The sequence below is a fragment of the Neisseria animalis genome, from assembly GCF_900636515.1.
GTDB classification, from domain to species: Bacteria; Pseudomonadota; Gammaproteobacteria; order Burkholderiales; family Neisseriaceae; genus Neisseria; species Neisseria animalis.
In genome coordinates this window covers 1,610,606-1,626,382 of the sequence record NZ_LR134287.1, presented here as the reverse complement: position 1 = coordinate 1,626,382, position 15,777 = coordinate 1,610,606, and the positions used below count along the sequence as shown (strand labels likewise).

The window sequence follows — 15,777 nt, the reverse complement described above, 5'->3', positions numbered from 1 at the left end:
GGATTTTGCAGACGGCCTTGATGTTTCTGTTGTGCCCGTGTGTGCCAAGTTGGTCGGTTAAAGATTTGAGTATTTGGAAACACCCGCCGATATTTTGCCGAATCAAACACACGCTGCAATTTTATAGTCATTTAAAATAAGAATGATACATCGTTGCTTTGCCTTGCCGTACTATGTGTACTGTCTGCGGCTTCGCTGCCTTGTCTCATTCTTATTTTATTCGACTATAAGTTTGCCCGAACCCCCGGCCGTTCCGAAAACGAACTGAAAATAATCTTGTAATCAGGATTCAGCCCGACCAGCCAAGCCAACGCATCAACCACCGCTTTACTTTTACCGTGTTGCGGTGGTGCCTCAATCAACATTTTCGGCGCATTGCCCGCCAAAAGCTCACGCATAAACCATTCCAGATTTTCGCTCAACTCCCGCACGAACCAATTTATAGTCATTTAAAATAAGAATGATACATCGTTGCTTTGCCTTGCCGTACTATGTGTATTGTCTGCGGCTTCGCTGCCTTGTCTCATTCTTATTTTATTCGACTATATTATCCACCTTATCCGCCTGACCCAAATGCTGCTTACCAAGCCAAATCAGCATTGAAACATTTCCACTTTCGCAATCTCAAACTGCTTTCTTCGCAAGCTCATTTTCCCTTTTGCAGCGTGCTTTTTAAAATACTCCGCAAAAGTCATCTCAAATTCACGCTTTACCGCTCGTTGTAACGTGTCATAGTCAATCTTTAAAACCCCCGCAATTTCCTCTCCCGTGCAATGCAAAGCGCATAACTTTTCTACAGTATCCCAATCAATCACAATACGAGGTCTGCCTTGCTTACTAAGAAACTACGCGCCAAAACCGCTGCGGCTTTCAATAAAGCCAAACTCGCCAGCGGAGAACGTCGGGTAATGGGCATTAACGCCAAAGCTGCCGAGATGGATATTATCGATGCCGCAATAGCCAAAGCAGGCGGTTCAAAAACCAAAGCCCTTGTTGCTATCTGCACGTTTTATTTGGAAAACGCCTGACGGCTGCCACTATTTTATGGCAGCAAGTGGCGTGAAAAGATAAAAAGGCCGTCTGCAAAAATACAGACGGCCTTTTTTATATCCGTGGCTTGAGGCAATACCGCTTTAAGGGTAAGCGATATAAGCATAAGCGGAATGGTTGTGAATAGATTCGAAATTTTCGCTTTCGACAGTGAAACTTTCGATTCGCTTGTCTGCCATCAGTGCGGTGGCGACATCGCGAACCATGTCTTCGACAAACTTCGGATTCTCGTAGGCTTTTTCGGTAACGTGTTTCTCGTCGGGGCGTTTGAGCAGGCCGTAGAGCTGGCAACTGGCCTGATTTTCCACGCAGTCGATGATTTCTTCGATACCGACTTCTTCGTTTACGGTCAGCGTAACGGTAACGTGGGAGCGCTGGTTATGCGCGCCGTATTGGGAAATTTCTTTGGAGCAGGGGCAGAGGCTGGTTACGGGAACCAGCACTTTGATGCTGTGGCGGTATTTGCCGTTTTCCAGTTCGCCGATCAGGGTAACGTCGTAATCCATCAGGGATTGGATGGCGGAAATGGGGGCGGTTTTTTTGCGGAAAAACGGGAAGGAAACGGTAATTTTGCCGCTTTCGGATTCCAATAATGCGGCCATGTCGCGGGTCAGCTTTTGCAGGTGGCCGAAACTCATGGCTTCGGTTTCCTGCTCCATCAGGGCGACGAAACGCGACATATGGGTGCCTTTTTGCTCGGCAGGCAGGCGGACGGTCATGGTCAGGCGGGCAACGGTGGCCTGTTCGCCTTCGTCGCTGCTGAGTATGATGGGGAAACGGAGGTCTTTGATGCCGACTTGGTTAATCGGCAGGTTGCGTAAGTCGCGGGTTGATTGCACGTCTGCAATGGCGTTCATGCGTGTTTTCCTTAGAGATTAAGCGGATAAGTCGCTGTGTGTGTTCGGACGGTTTTTTTACTTGGTTATGCCGTCTGCAAAAATCGGTTTTGCAAATGCGAGATTATATCACTTGTGGAGGTTAATCTAAAATCAAAATAGGGGCTTTTAATTGATTGTTGCTATTTTTCAGATAGTGATAGAATGAAGCGTTTATTTCTTAACGGGCGTACCACCATGAAATTTGCGACTAAGGCCATTCACTCCAGCTATGATTGCGATGAGCATAACCGTGCGCTGATGCCGCCGGTGTATCAGAACAGTATGTTTGCCATGCAGGAAATCGGCGAACAGATTCCTTACCGTTATTCGCGTTTGAGCAATCCGACCCGCAAAGTGTTGGAAGATACGGTGGCGGATTTGGAACACGGTGCGGCGGGCTTTGCTTTCGCCAGCGGTATGGCGGGTATTGATGCGGTATGGCGTACTTTCCTGCAACCGGGTGATACGATTGTGGCGGTTGCCGATATTTATGGCGGCGCATACGATTTGCTGAATGATGTGTATGCCCGATGGGGGATAAACGTGGTGTTTGCCGATTTGGGCAATCCCGACAACCTCGACCGGATTTTGGCGGAGCACAAGGTAAAGATGGTGTGGTTGGAAACGCCGTCCAATCCGCTGTTGAAATTGGTGGATATTCCCAAGCTGGCGGCCAAGGCGAAGGCGGCCGGTGCTTTGGTGGGGATTGATAATACGTTTGCCACGCCGTATCTGCAAAATCCGCTGGAGATGGGTTGCGACATTGTGTTCCACTCGGCCACCAAATATTTGTGCGGCCATTCCGATGTATTGATGGGTGTGGTGGTGGTGAAAACCAAAGAGCTTGCCAAACCGTTGCAGAATATGATGGTCAACAGCGGTGCGGTGGCGGGGCCGATGGATTGCTGGCTGGTGTTGCGCGGCATCAAAACGCTGGCTTTGCGTATGAAGGCGCATTGTGAAAATGCGCTGGAGATTGCCAAGCGTTTGGAAACGCATCCGGCAGTAGCGCAGGTGTTTTATCCCGGCTTGGTTTCGCACGAACATTACGAACTGGCGCAACAGCAAATGCCGCGCGGTGTGGGCGGCGTGGTAACGGTTTATCTGAAAAACGATACGAAAGAAGCGGCCAACAGCGTTATCCGCAACATGAACATGGTCAAAATGGCGGCCAGCCTCGGTGGTGTGGAAAGTCTGGTCAACCATTGTTATTCGCAGTCGCACAGCGGTGTGCCGCATGATGTGAAAACGGCAATGGGCATCAAGGTCGGATTGTTGCGTTTCTCTATCGGCGTGGAAGATGTCGATGATATTTGGCAGGATATTTCCAACGCTTTGGATACAACCTTGGCATAGCAGATAAGGGATAAAGCCGTCTGTAAAACCGTTTTGCGGAAATATGCAGACGGCTTTGTTGTGTTTTTTTAATGCTTGGACGGTTGATTTGTTACGGCATGATTAAATTTTGGAGACGGAAACAAGTGTAAAGCGGAAAGAGGCGTTTGGAGACCATAAAACACCGAATTTGCAGACGGCTTTCAGTATTATTCGTTGGATTGCCGGCGCGTGGCGGTATGCGCGCAAACGCCCGCCGGCCATGCGAAATGCGCGGTTAGGAAGCAACTTGGCGGGTATTTTCGCTGCAACCCTTTCAGCCTTCTGTATCTGTTGGTAAAATAGCTGTTTGCGATTTGCCGAAAAGCCGTCTGAAAAAGGCGGCGGCGTTCTGTTGACCCCATTTCAGGAATGCTTGCCGATGTTTGCGATTTTGGAAGAGTTTTTTGTCGAATACGGTTATGCCGCCGTATTTCTCGTACTGGTAGCCTGCGGTTTCGGCGTGCCGATTCCCGAAGACATCACGCTGGTAACGGGCGGTGTGATTTCCGGTTTGGGCTATACCGACGTACACATGATGTTTTTGGTCGGTATGCTCGGCGTATTGGTCGGCGATGGCTGTATGTTTGCCGCCGGTCGGATTTGGGGGCACAAAATCCTGAAGTTCAAACCGATTGCCCGGGTGATGACCCCGAAGCGTTACGCTCAAGTGCAGGAAAAGTTTGACAAATACGGCAACTGGGTATTGTTTGTTGCCCGTTTTCTGCCCGGGTTGCGTACGCCGGTATTCATTACCGCCGGCATCAGCGGCGTTTCCTATTGGCGTTTTTTAATGATGGACGGGCTGGCGGCATTGATTTCCGTGCCTGTTTGGGTGTATTTGGGCGAATACGGTGCTAAAAATACCGATTGGCTGATGGCTAAAGTGCACCAGTTTCAAGCGGGTATTTTTATCCTGCTGGGTATCGGCGCGGCGGTTTTATTGTGGTTCTGGTGGCGCAAACGCCGGCGTGCGAGTTTTTTCCGCGCCAAGTTGCGCGAATTGAGAAACAACCGCAAGGCAGCGCGCGCGGCAAAGAAAAACGGTACGGTGCAATAATCCGCAGAGAAAAGGCTTTCGGCAGTCGGAGGCCTTTTCTTTTATGTGTTTGAGGCTGAATAATGGCATTTTTTTCCCTGATTGTGCCGGTGTACAACGGCAGCCGTTTTATCGACAACTTGATACGCAACCTGTCGGCGCTGCACGGCGCGGTGGCAGATACCGAATTTATTCTGATTAACGACGGTTCAACCGACGATACTTCTGAGCGCTTGAATGCATTTTTGCAGACGGCACAAGCGCGTGCGCTGAATGTAAAGCTGATTGAAACGGATAACGGCGGAGTGAGCCGCGCGCGCAACATCGGCTTGGCGGCGGCAACGGGGCGTTATGCGGCGTTTATGGATCACGATGACAATATCGATGCACCCAAATTGGCAGCGTTGTTGGAACAAGCGGCGGAAATCCGTGCGGATTTGCTGCATTTCAATGCCGACAGCCGTTATATGCCGTCTGCAAAAACCTTGCGGCGCGACAGTTTTTTAACCGAAGTGCCGTTTACCTCGTATGTTTGGGCCTATGTATTCAAACGGGAGCTGCTCGTGCGGCACGCGTTGCGGTTTGATGAAAACATGAGCTATTTGGAAGACGGCTTGTTTGTGCTCGGTTATTTGCGTTATGCAGACAGTATTTTGGCGAGCGGGCAGCAGGTTTATGGCTATACCGACAACCCGCAGTCTGTGATGCGGGCAAAGCGGACGGCAGCGCAAAATCAGAAGTTTTTAGACGACATCGGCGCGGCGGTGCGCGGTTACAGCAAGTTGTCGGAAGATTTTCAGGCGGTTGGCGATACGGCAAAACGCTTGCGGGAAATTCGCGATTCTTTTCAGTTTATCCATTTGGTCAATATGCTGAAGCTCGGCATTGGCAGACAGGAATTGTTTGAGCGGTTGCAGGCGGCGGGTTACGATTACGCTTTGCGGGATTATCCGAGCCGCTTCAATAAAAGGTTTGCAGTCAAAATATTGTGTATGGTGTTCAGAAGCAAAGCGGCACTGGGCATACTGGCCGACAGCAGGCTGCCGGCAAGGCGCTAAGGCCGTCTGCAAAACGGTTTGGAATAGGATATAGATGATGGCAATGATGAATCCGAAAAAAATCTTTGTTTTGTACACCGGCGGAACCATCGGTATGAGCAGCGGAAGCGACGGCCTGCGCCCCGATACCGCTTTGGTCGGCAAGGCGTTGCAGCCGTTTGCAGACGGCTTGGTATTCGATTGGCATGTCTGCAGCCCGTTGATTGATTCTTCAGCGGTAACATTGGAAGATTGGCGCAACTGGCTGACGCTGTTGGCTGAAAAAATTCCGCAATACGACGGGGTATTGGTGCTGCACGGTACGGATACGATGGCCTATACCGCCAATATGCTGGCCTTGGCCATACAGGGCTTGGACAAGCCTGTGGTGCTGACCGGATCGCAATGGCCTTATGACGCGGAGGGAAGCGATGCGCCGCGCAATCTGGCCACCGCCGTGGCCGCATTTGATTTGGCGCTGCCTCAGGTTGTGATTGCGTTTGACGGCAAACTGTTTCCCGCAGTCGGCAGCAGCAAGGTCAGTACGGAAGTAGCCGCCGGTTTCGATAATCCTCATTTCGGCGCATTGGCAGAATGGGACGGTTCGGCTTGGCATCACATCAAGGCGCAACGGGCTCAGGAAGTGCAGCCGTTTGCCGTACGCTGTCCGTCGGCAGAGGCGGAGGTGGTCTGCTGCACGCTGATACCGGGCTGTACGGTACGGCATATTGCAGACGGCCTGAAGCATACTTCGGCTCGCGGACTGATTCTGCAAAGTTACGGACACGGCAATGCGCCCGCCGATGCCGGTTTTATCGAAGCAGTCGGCAGTTTTGTGCGGAAAGGGGGCTTGGTGTTGAACATCAGTCAGGCAGCTCAGGGTTGTGCAGCCGCCGTGTATGCACAAGGCAGCGCGTTGCGGCAGGCGGGCGTGGTAAATGCCGGCAAGTGTAATCTGGAAACCGCCACCGCATTGCTGACTTTGTCGGTTTCATACCAGCAAACGGCGCAAGACCTTGGCACTGCATTGAAGGCTTTGGATCTGCTGTAAGCAGACTCAGGCAGTAAGACTTACGGCAGACGGCCGAATAGCCTATAATGGCAGCGGACAGGCAAACAAATATTTTCAGGAAGGCTTATGAACCGTTTTCTTCACAGCGCGCTGACAGCCGGTATATTCGGCGGTTTGGCAGCGGCGGCTTGGGCAGAGCCCCATTCGGTTTACTTCAACCAGCAAGGCAAACTGACGGCAACCATGCCTTCGGCGGCCTATGTGCGCCAGTATCAAGTAACAGCCGGTGTGGCGCAGGTGCAGGATTTTTATTATCCTTCCATGAAAAAATACTCCGATCCGTATAAAGTGCCGGCTGCCCAGATTAAAGAGTTCGTACCGGTATTGGGCAACGGCAAGCTGACTTTGTGGCATTTCAACGGCCAAAAGAAAATGGTCGGCAGCTACCGCAACGGCAAACCCGATGGAGAATGGACCAACTGGTATCCCAACGGTAAAAAATCCGCGGTGATGCCTTATGCAAACGGTTTGAGCGAAGGAACGGGTTCGCGTTATTACCGCAACGGCAATAAAGAAAGCGAAATCCAATTCAAAAAAGACAAAGCCAACGGCTATTGGAAACAATGGTATCCCGACGGCAAACCGAAAACCGAGATGACGATGGTCAACGACAAGCCGACCGCCATTATTACTTGGGACGAAGACGGGCGTTTGCTCTCGGAGCTGACCATCAAAAACGGTTTGCGAAACGGAATTGTATTGGATTGGTATCCAGACGGTTCAAAAAAATCTGAATCGGTGTATCAAGACGACAGATTGGTTGAAAAAATCCAATGGGACGAAGAAGGATATATCGTGGAATAACCGAAAAACGCTAAAGGCCGTCTGCAAAACAGCATACAGAGTATGTATTCCCTGAAGACGCACTTGTCCATACGCGGCTTGGCGAAAACAAACGCGGCGGCTTTGAAGCGGTTTTCAGTACGATAGCGATTTCCGCCATCAAACAAAAAACCACAAGCCAAAAGGTCTGTGGTTTTTTTATGGAGTGAAATATATTCATTTAAAATAAGAATGATACAGCGTTGCCTTGCCGTACTATGTGTACTGTCTGCGGCTTCGCTGCCTTGTCTCATTCTTATTTTATTCGACTATAGATGAGTCGGATTATTTCTTCTCAATTTTATCCAGGAAAATTATCGCGGCTTCACCAATGGTAAGATCACACATTCCGTCTAATTTCTCCGCTTTGTCCGCGCAATTATTTCTGCCGGAGAAAAGCATTTCTTCTACCGGTATCTCTTCTTCTCCTTTTTCCGTTGCAACGCATATAGTGGAAATCGAAAGTAAAATACCATTGGCAACAATCACCCGCTCATTGTGTTCGCCAAATTCCGCGGTGGCCGTTCTGATCATTTGTCGATAATTCTTTACAGGGTCTTTGCAATATTGGCTGATGAGCATATCAAACCCTTGAACCTCATCAAGACCGGATGTGTAATACATCATTTTACCTTTTGTTGCAGAGGCTAACAGCTTGCGGAAATCTGTTTGAGGTGCTGCGGAAGTTTCTGATTCTTCTTCGTCTGCGGCAGATGTATCGGTCAATTCTGTTGCATTTTCTTCGTCTTCAGCGAACTCATCAGCGAATGCTTCTTCGTCTGCAACAGCTTCTGCCACCGCTCCAGCATCATCTTGCTCCGCCTCTTCATCTTCTTCATCAAAGATGGAGGTTTCATCGCTTGCAGTGGCTTCGGCGGCTACTGCAGAGGCTTCGTTCGGTTTGTTGTCGCTGCACGCGCTCAAACCAAGCAGGGTCAAAGTCAATAGGGTGAAAAGTGCTTTCATCATCATTCCTTTAAATGGGCAAATACGGCCGATAAAAGCCGTGTTTGCATGGGTTGGGGGATTTGGGCGGGTTTGCAATTTTTGCTTTGCTTCGGCCGACTGCTGCATTTATCAACGGATTTGGCCGTATCAAGCGAACGGTACATCTTGACTAAAGAGTATTCAACAAGAATATCTTTATCAGGCTGATTTGCAGACGGCCTTTTGTTTGGGCAATCTTGCCGGTGTTGCTTTGTTTCATTTTGTATGCCCCAAACTATATCTTTCTGTCATGCGTTTGGCAAATGACCGTTCGGGCTTGGCAGGCGGTATGGCAAAAAGCGGGTTATTCTTCACCCAAAAGCTGTTCGCGCGTCAGCAGGAAAACGAAACCGTCGCCGCCGCTGGTTTCCAGCCAAGTAAACGGCAGCTCGGGATAGGCGGCTTCCAAAACATCGCGGTTATGGCCGATTTCAACCAGCAACACACCGCGCGGATTCAGGTATTTGGCGGCTTGCAGAATGATTTGGCGGGTGGCGTCCAAGCCGTCTTCGCCGCTGCCCAAGGCAAGTTCCGGCTCGTGCAGGTATTCTTCCGGCAGGGATTCCACCGATTCGGCATCAACGTAAGGCGGATTGGAGACAATCAAATCGTAGGTTTCTTCCAAGCCTTCAAACAAATCGGTATGAATCAAGTTGATGCGTTCTTCCAAGCCGTAATCTTCGACATTAATAGCCGCCACTTCCAGCGCGTCCAAACTCAAATCGACCGCATCGATTTCAGCGGCGGGATAGTGGTGTGCCATTTGAATCGCCAAACAGCCGCTGCCGGTACACAAATCCAAAGCGCGGTGTACCAGCTCGGGGTGTTCGATCCACGGAGTCAGCGCGTCGCCAAGCAGCTCGTAGATAAATGAACGCGGTACGATAACCCGCTCGTCCACATAAAAATCAAAATCGCCCTGCCATGCCTGACGGGTCAGGTAGGCAACCGGCAGCCGCTCGGTAACACGGCGTTCGATAAGCGATAAAACTTCTTCTTTTTCCTGTTGCAGCAGTTTGGCATCAAGATAGGGGTCGAGTGTGTCCAGCGGCAGATTGAGGGTGTGAAGAATCAGATAGGCAGCCTCGTCGTGCGCGTTGTCGCTGCCGTGGCCGAAAAACAATTCGGCATCGTTGAAACGGCTGACGGCAAAACGCAGCAAATCGCGGACAGTGGATAATTCTCGGGAGGCTTGGGTAAACATGATTGTTCCGTATGCAAGATAAAATTCGAATAGAGCGATTATAGCAGAAAGGCCGTCTGCAAAAGCGTATGCCGGAGCGGCAGGTTGTTGTCTTTATTTGAGGAGTGCCGTGTCGTATGGAAAGCCCCATGCTTTAACGCTACAATAATGCCGGATTGCTTGGGGAAAGTTTGGCATGAGTAGTGAGATAACGCTTTTTACTTTGTTTTTGCTCGGTTTTTTTGGTGGAGGACATTGTGTCGGTATGTGCGGCGGTTTGTCTTCCGCGTTTGCGCTGCAACTGCCGCCGAACATTAACCGCTTGGGTTTGATTGTATTATTGAACTTGGGGCGTATCAGCAGTTATGTGCTGATTGGTGCGTTGATGGGATTGCTGGGGCAGACGGGCATGCTGCTGGACGAAACGCGCACGGTGCAGACGGCCTTGTTTGTTGCCGCCAATCTGCTGCTGCTGTTGCTGGGGCTGTATCTTGCCGGATTGTCGGCGGCGGCGGTGAAAATCGAAGCCTTGGGCAAGCCGGTGTGGAAACGATTGAATCCGCTGCTGAACAAATTGTTGCCGATACGTTCGGTACCTGCGTGTTTCGGTGTCGGTTTGCTGTGGGGTTGGCTGCCCTGCGGTTTGGTGTACAGCGCATCGCTGTATGCCTTGGGCAGCGGCAGTGCGGCAACGGGTGCGCTGTATTTGTTGGCGTTTGCGTTGGGTACGCTGCCGAATTTGTTGGCGATGGGTTTTTTCGCCGTGCAGCTGAAGCGGGTATTGCAGCATAAAGCGGTAAGAATGTGTGCCGGATTGCTGGTGGCTGCATGGGCGGTGTGGCAGTTGGGCAAATGGTTTGTGCAGTAGCCGGCAGAGATAAAAATCTGCTCGGCTAAAATATAGTCATTTAAAATAAGAATGATACAGCGTTGCTTTGCCTTGCCGTACTATGTGTACTGTCTGCGGCTTCGCTGCCTTGTCTCATTCTTATTTTATTCGACTATAAAAAAAGCGACAAAACGGTATCTCAGACGGTGCGGCAGCAGGATATGTTCTTTTTTGAGTAATTATCGTGCCGATACGGATAAAGAATAATGATTAGGCCGTCTGCAAAAGTTTGCACCGCGTGGCAGACTTTTGCAGACGGCATATTGTGCGTCGGGTTGGTGTTTATACGGTTAACTGCGCCAGTAAAGCCTGTTTGAGCGCCTGCTGGTGTTTGGGGTTGTCCAAACATTGGCTGTACACGATAAAGCTGTCTTCGACACGTTCGTCCAGCGTGGCGATTTTAGCATAACGCAGGCTGACTTCGTGGGCAAAGAATACTTCGGCAAGGTCGGCCAGCAGGTAGGCGCGGTTGACGGCAATCACATCAACCGTGTACCAGCCCGGGTAGTCTTCTTCCTGCGTGATGGTTACGCTGGGTGCAAGGGGCAAAAAGCGGCTGCGGCGGCTGATGCGGTAATGATAGCTTTGCTGATCCAGTACGGTATGTCCGTGTATGAAGCTGTTGAGTTCCGCTTCCAGCGCACTTTGGATATTGGGGTAGTCGTCGGGATCGTGCTGGGCGGGAATATGCAGGATAAAAGTATCGAGGATATAGTTGTGCTCGGTAATGAATGCACGGGCTGCCAGAATGTCGAAACCGTGGCGGCTGAAAATACGGCAGAGGCGGGCAAACAGACGCGGACCGTTCGGCATAAAAATCATCACTTGGAAACTGTCGCTTTTCGGCAGGATTCGGCTGCGTATCAGCGGCGTTTCAAAGTCGTGTACCAAATTGGCGGTATGCCATAGTATTTCACGCGATTGGTGGCGCACGAAATAAGCCGAGCCCAAAGCATTCCACAATTTTTTCTGTTGCTTTTCCGGTGCGCCGGCGCGGGTAAGCAGCTCGACGGCTTCTTGTTGGCGGTGGCTGAAGACCGCTTTGGCATTGTTGCCGTTGCCGGAAAGATAGCGGGTGGCGGCGTGAAACAGACTTTCCAGCAGACTGGCACGCCAGTTGTTCCACAGTTTCGGATTGGTGCCGCGAATATCGGCAACGGTCAGCAGGTATAAAGCGGCCAGCCGTTCGTGGGTTTGTACGCGTTCGCAAAATGCGCGCAACACATCAGGGTCTTGAATGTCTTCTTTTTGCGCGACTGCCGACATCAGCAGATGATCTTCAACCAGCCATGCGAGCAGGTCGGCTTCTTCCACGGAAAGGAAATGGTCGGCGGCAAACTGTCTCGCATCGGCAATTCCTTCAATGGCATGATCGCCGCCGCGCCCTTTGGCGATGTCGTGGAAAAACGCCGCCAGATACAGCACGGATTGCTGCGGAAAGCTCTGCATCAGCGCGGACGCAAAAGGCAGCTCGTGGCTGTGGCTGTCGAGCGAGAGCCGGCGCATATTGTGGACAACGGTCAGGATATGATCGTCCACAGGGTAAATATGGAACAAATCATGCTGGAGCAGGCCGACAATCTTTTCCCATGCGGGCAGGTAGCTGCCGAGTACGCCGTATAAATTTAAAAAACGCAAAACATGAGTCAAACCTTGGCTGTTGCGGAAAAAGCCGACAAAGCGGCGGCGGTTGGCTTCATCGTTGTAAAAACGGCGGTCGATATGGCGTGTGGCCGCCCACCATGCACGCAGCGTTTGCGGCTCAAGGGCGGTAATGTCGTTGCGCTCCTGCAAAAGTTCGATAATTTTGAAAATATGGCGCGAATCGCGTTGGAAAACAGCAGTATCGGCGGCGGCAATCTGATTGCCGATCTGTACATAATCGCCGTCGATGGGAAAGCGTGCCTGCTGCGGTTGGTGGGAAACCCGGCCTTGCAGCATGGGCAGCAGAATGCCGTTGAGTTGGGTAACGGTTTTGACGGTGCGGTAGAAAATCCGCATCAGTTTTTCGCTTTTGCGCCGAAGGTCGTCGTCATGGTTGCCCATGCTTTCGGCTACTTTCCCCTGCAAATCGAAAATCAGCCGGTCTTCGGCACGGCGGGCGCAGATGTGCAGATGGATACGGATGGCGGCAAGCTGTTTGTAGCATTGCGACAGCATACCCGCTTCGGTACGGGTAAGAATGGCTTGGGAAATCAATGCGCCCAAGCCGGTATCCAAGCCTTGCGCCTTGGCCAGCCACAGCATGGTGTGAATATCGCGCAAACCGCCCGGACAGCTTTTGATGTTCGGCTCGAGTACCGCTCCCGAGCCTTGTGATTTGTTGTGGCGCTGGTGCATTTCCAGCAGCTTGGCTTCGATAAAGGCGGTAACATCGCGGCGTGCGGCGGTTTCCTGTATCAGCTGCCGTGCGGGTGCTTCATCGCCGCACAGCAGGCGCGCTTCCAGAAATGCCGTATCGCCGGTAATGTCTTCCGCCGCGCTGTCGCACAGTTGGGCGACGCTGCCGCTTTTTACCGAGGGCTTGAATTTCATGTCCCAAAGCGTTTGGATAAACAGGGCGATTTTTTCCTGTATGCCGTCTGCAATTTCAGATGTCGAGACGATGGCCAAATCCAAGTCGGAATGAGGGTAAAGCTCGCCGCGCCCGAAACCGCCGGTTGCCATCAGACACAAACCGCTGCCGTCGAAAAGGGGCGACCACAATGTACGCAGAAGGGTTTCTACTGCCGCACAATGCGCCTGAAAAAATACGGTGGGCTGCGGTTTGGCCAGAAAGTTGGCGATGGCTTGCTGCTGTTGTTGCTCGAACAGATTTCGGGCGGTTTGGCGGTAAGGCATGGTTTTGCTCCATGTTTGGCAACTGCCGCAGCGTATTTTGCAGACGGCCTGCCAACGGTGGTTTAAGCTGTGGTGGCAGGATCTGAATCTGACAGCTCCGGTGCGGCGGTTTGAGCGGTTTCACCGTATGTTTCAGTCATCAGCCGCAAACGCTCCTGCGGCGACAGCAGCAGTTGGTAGGCGGATATGCCCAATGCCGAAGCCATTTTTTCGATGTTCGATAAGGCAATGTTCCAGCGTTTGCGCTCGACTGTGGAAACATAGGTACGGTCCAAGCCGCACTGTCGGGCCAGTTCTTCCTGCGACCATTTTTTATTGACGCGGAACAGCCGCATATTGTATGCCAGCACGGCGCGCAAATCGTCTTCGTCGGGCAGTTCGGTCGGAGCGGTGAGTTTTTTGCTCATGAGAAATCCTTGGTAGAGACAGGGCAAATCGAAATTGGCCGGCGGCAGAAAATCATTTCTGCGGCGGAGGCGGATAAACGGACGTAAGTTTTTATTTTCGTTTGCAATATGCGGGAATTTTACCTGAAATCCGCATGACCGCAAATGAAAACGGCAACCGCCGCGGATTGCCGTTTGGGGAATATGCAGACGGCCTTAAAACTGGATTGAGCCGTTTACCGTAATGCTGACTTCTTCCGAACCGGGGGAGGAAGGGTCGATGGCATCTGCCGTCATGCTCGCTGCCATCGGTGCGGCGGAGCGGAGCATTTTCATTTGAGGCACAGCGCCGCCGATATTACCGCTGCCGATGTGCCCCAAGTTGAGTTTGACGATTTTGTAGCCGGAGTGTCCCAGCGTTCCCACCAGTGTTTCCGCCCGTTCTTTAAAGCGCACAATCGCCGCTTTGCTGACTTCGTCGATGGCGGCTTCGCGCTTGGCTTTGGAAATGCTGAAAGCGGTATGTTGGAGGTTGGCGAGGTTTTGCGTTTCTGCAATCAGACGGTTGAGTGCGGTAAAGTCCCGGCTTTCTACTTTAAATTCGGCCGTTTCTACCCAGCCGGTTTGCGTGCGCTTGCCATCGTCGTAGCGGTAACGCGGTGTGGCGGAGCGGTTCAGCAGTTCGGTTTGGAAGGATTTGGTTTGCGCTTTGCGGTTAAATTCATTGAATTTTCGAGTAAAGGCAGCATTGACGGCAGCGCGTTCCTTGCCTTCGGATTCGATTTGAAAATGAGCAGTCATGGTGTCGCGGGGAACTTCCATGCCGGCACTTTCGGAAAACTCAATGATGTTGTAATGCAGCGTGTCGGCGCTTGCAGGCAAGGCTGCACCCAAGAGCAGCGCTGGAACGAGTGCGCGGAATATCATGAAAAATCCTCCCTGATTCAGACAATATTTAAAATACCACTATAACGCAGCTTGAAGTAAATAAATGCAATGCCGTCTGCAAAATCGTGTTTTTGCAGACGGCATGGGTCAAACAGCAGGCCGGATGTTCAGAAACGGCGTTTTAATTTGCATGCCTGCAGAATGTGTACGGCCAGCTCTTCCACCGATTTATCCGTTGTGTTGGTAAACGGAATGCCGTGGCGTTTGAACATGGCCTGTGCATCGGCAACTTCGCTGCGGCAGGTGCGGATTTCCGCATAAGTAGAGTTTGGGCGGCGTTCTTGGCGGATAGCCTGCAGCCGTTCGGGTTGTATGGTCAGGCCGAAGATTTTGTCTTTATAAGGTTTAATCATGCGCGGCAGATCGGAAGATTCCAAATCATCGGGAATCAGCGGATAGTTGGCGGCGCGGATACCGTACTGCATGGCCAGATACAGACAAGTCGGCGTTTTGCCGGAACGGGATACGCCCATCAGAATCACATCGGCTTCTTTCAGGTTTTTATCGCTGATGCCGTCGTCGTGGCTCAGAGAGAAGTTCACCGCTTCCATGCGCGCATCGTAGCGTTCCGTATCGCCGATACCGTGATGGCCCTGTACGGCCTGCACTGCTTCGGTGTGCAGTTCTTTTTCCAAATCAGGCAGAAAGGTATCGAAAAAATTGATTTGGAAAGCGTTGGCAGATTGGATAATGCTGCGGATATTGGTATTGACCACGCTGACAAACGCAATCGGCCGCTGGCCGCTGGCGGTTGCGGCTTGGCTGATTTTCTCAACAACCGCCTGAGCTTTTTCCGGTGTATCGATAAACGGGAACGTAGAACGCTTAAACTCGAGATTGCCAAACTGGTTGAGCAGGGCTTCGCCGATATTTTCGGCGGTCAGGCCGGTGCGGTCGGAAATATAGAAAATATGGCGCGGTGCGGTCATGGTATTCTTTCTGTAAAAAATAAATTTTGGAATAGGGGTTTCAGGCGATTATCATATCAAGAGCACGGGCGGAGATAAAGCATTGTGTAAAGATTACACAACATTACAACAGAATTAAATAAAATTAAAATACACATTTTTTATAAGTTATTTTGAAAAAATTAGCATTTTATGCTGATTTATCATATTTATCGAATGTTCGGAAAATCATTAACTTATTTTAAAGCCTATGAATTATAAGGAAATCAGCGGTTTTCCACATATCGGGTAGATAAGGTTTCATTTTACTACAAGGCAAACGTCCGCAATTTTTCAGACGGCATCAGCCGTTTTCCGCATATA

At 51.1% G+C, this 15,777-nt stretch carries 16 protein-coding genes; 7 read left to right on the top strand and 9 right to left on the bottom strand.

Translation table 11 applies throughout. From position 1 onward, the window contains the following. Window positions 1–224: 224 nt before the first annotated feature. Both EL111_RS07565 and EL111_RS07560 read right to left on the bottom strand, forming a co-directional pair. Window positions 225–449, bottom strand: a complete 225-nt coding sequence (locus tag EL111_RS07565; RefSeq protein ID WP_123794495.1) for a hypothetical protein — start codon at window positions 447–449, stop codon at window positions 225–227. A gap of 144 nt (window positions 450–593) precedes the next feature. Then, window positions 594–815, bottom strand: coding sequence for a hypothetical protein (locus tag EL111_RS07560; RefSeq protein ID WP_123794494.1), 222 nt, complete (start codon window positions 813–815; stop codon window positions 594–596). 15 nt (window positions 816–830) lie between these two features. Between EL111_RS07560 and EL111_RS07555 the strand changes: the two genes are divergently transcribed. Beyond that, entirely contained in the window at window positions 831–1,028 is a 198-nt protein-coding gene (locus EL111_RS07555; protein ID WP_123794493.1) for a hypothetical protein, read from the top strand. Between the two features lie 105 nt (window positions 1,029–1,133). On the opposite strand, the gene folE2 is transcribed toward EL111_RS07555, so the two are convergent. Beyond that, window positions 1,134–1,907, bottom strand: a complete 774-nt coding sequence (gene folE2 / locus EL111_RS07550) for a GTP cyclohydrolase FolE2 (RefSeq protein WP_123794492.1) — start codon at window positions 1,905–1,907, stop codon at window positions 1,134–1,136. Between the two features lie 216 nt (window positions 1,908–2,123). Here folE2 and EL111_RS07545 point away from each other — a divergent pair, with 216 nt between their 5' ends. The 5 genes from EL111_RS07545 (at window position 2,124) to EL111_RS07525 (ending at window position 7,254) form a co-directional block, all read left to right on the top strand. Then, window positions 2,124–3,284, top strand: coding sequence for a trans-sulfuration enzyme family protein (locus tag EL111_RS07545; RefSeq protein ID WP_123794491.1), 1,161 nt, complete (start codon window positions 2,124–2,126; stop codon window positions 3,282–3,284). 400 nt (window positions 3,285–3,684) lie between these two features. Further along, the gene (locus tag EL111_RS07540) at window positions 3,685–4,362 is read left to right on the top strand and encodes a DedA family protein (RefSeq protein WP_123794698.1); all 678 of its coding nucleotides are present in this window, start codon (window positions 3,685–3,687) and stop codon (window positions 4,360–4,362) included. A 62-nt stretch (window positions 4,363–4,424) separates the two neighbouring features. Then, window positions 4,425–5,399 (top strand): glycosyltransferase, encoded by a 975-nt coding sequence (locus EL111_RS07535; protein WP_123794490.1) that lies wholly within the window; start codon window positions 4,425–4,427, stop codon window positions 5,397–5,399. Between the two features lie 43 nt (window positions 5,400–5,442). Continuing rightward, on the top strand, window positions 5,443–6,429 hold the full coding sequence (locus tag EL111_RS07530) for an asparaginase (RefSeq protein ID WP_162842950.1): 987 nt from the start codon (window positions 5,443–5,445) through the stop codon (window positions 6,427–6,429). 87 nt (window positions 6,430–6,516) lie between these two features. Continuing rightward, on the top strand, window positions 6,517–7,254 hold the full coding sequence (locus tag EL111_RS07525) for a toxin-antitoxin system YwqK family antitoxin (protein ID WP_123794488.1): 738 nt from the start codon (window positions 6,517–6,519) through the stop codon (window positions 7,252–7,254). Window positions 7,255–7,557: 303 nt separating this feature from the next. Here EL111_RS07525 and EL111_RS07520 read toward each other — a convergent pair whose 3' ends face one another. Together EL111_RS07520 and prmB are read right to left on the bottom strand one after the other, a co-directional pair. After that, a complete protein-coding gene (locus EL111_RS07520; protein WP_123794487.1) occupies window positions 7,558–8,346 on the bottom strand; it encodes a hypothetical protein in 789 nt (262 codons plus the stop codon). 217 nt (window positions 8,347–8,563) lie between these two features. Further along, on the bottom strand, window positions 8,564–9,463 hold the full coding sequence (prmB, locus tag EL111_RS07515) for a 50S ribosomal protein L3 N(5)-glutamine methyltransferase (protein WP_123794486.1): 900 nt from the start codon (window positions 9,461–9,463) through the stop codon (window positions 8,564–8,566). 175 nt (window positions 9,464–9,638) lie between these two features. Between prmB and EL111_RS07510 the strand changes: the two genes are divergently transcribed. Next, the gene (locus tag EL111_RS07510) at window positions 9,639–10,310 is read left to right on the top strand and encodes a sulfite exporter TauE/SafE family protein (protein WP_123794485.1); all 672 of its coding nucleotides are present in this window, start codon (window positions 9,639–9,641) and stop codon (window positions 10,308–10,310) included. Between the two features lie 303 nt (window positions 10,311–10,613). On the opposite strand, the gene glnD is transcribed toward EL111_RS07510, so the two are convergent. The 4 genes from glnD to ppsR all read right to left on the bottom strand — a co-directional run bounded on the left by glnD (window position 10,614) and on the right by ppsR (window position 15,435). Then, window positions 10,614–13,172 (bottom strand): [protein-PII] uridylyltransferase, encoded by a 2,559-nt coding sequence (glnD, locus tag EL111_RS07505; protein WP_123794484.1) that lies wholly within the window; start codon window positions 13,170–13,172, stop codon window positions 10,614–10,616. Between the two features lie 62 nt (window positions 13,173–13,234). Beyond that, window positions 13,235–13,579 carry a helix-turn-helix domain-containing protein gene (locus EL111_RS07500; RefSeq protein ID WP_123794483.1) on the bottom strand — a complete coding sequence of 115 codons (345 nt, stop codon included), beginning with the start codon at window positions 13,577–13,579 and terminating at the stop codon, window positions 13,235–13,237. A 195-nt stretch (window positions 13,580–13,774) separates the two neighbouring features. Further along, window positions 13,775–14,482 (bottom strand): SIMPL domain-containing protein, encoded by a 708-nt coding sequence (locus tag EL111_RS07495; RefSeq protein WP_123794696.1) that lies wholly within the window; start codon window positions 14,480–14,482, stop codon window positions 13,775–13,777. Between the two features lie 131 nt (window positions 14,483–14,613). Beyond that, window positions 14,614–15,435 (bottom strand): posphoenolpyruvate synthetase regulatory kinase/phosphorylase PpsR, encoded by an 822-nt coding sequence (ppsR, locus tag EL111_RS07490; protein WP_123794482.1) that lies wholly within the window; start codon window positions 15,433–15,435, stop codon window positions 14,614–14,616. Window positions 15,436–15,777 lie beyond the last annotated feature (342 nt).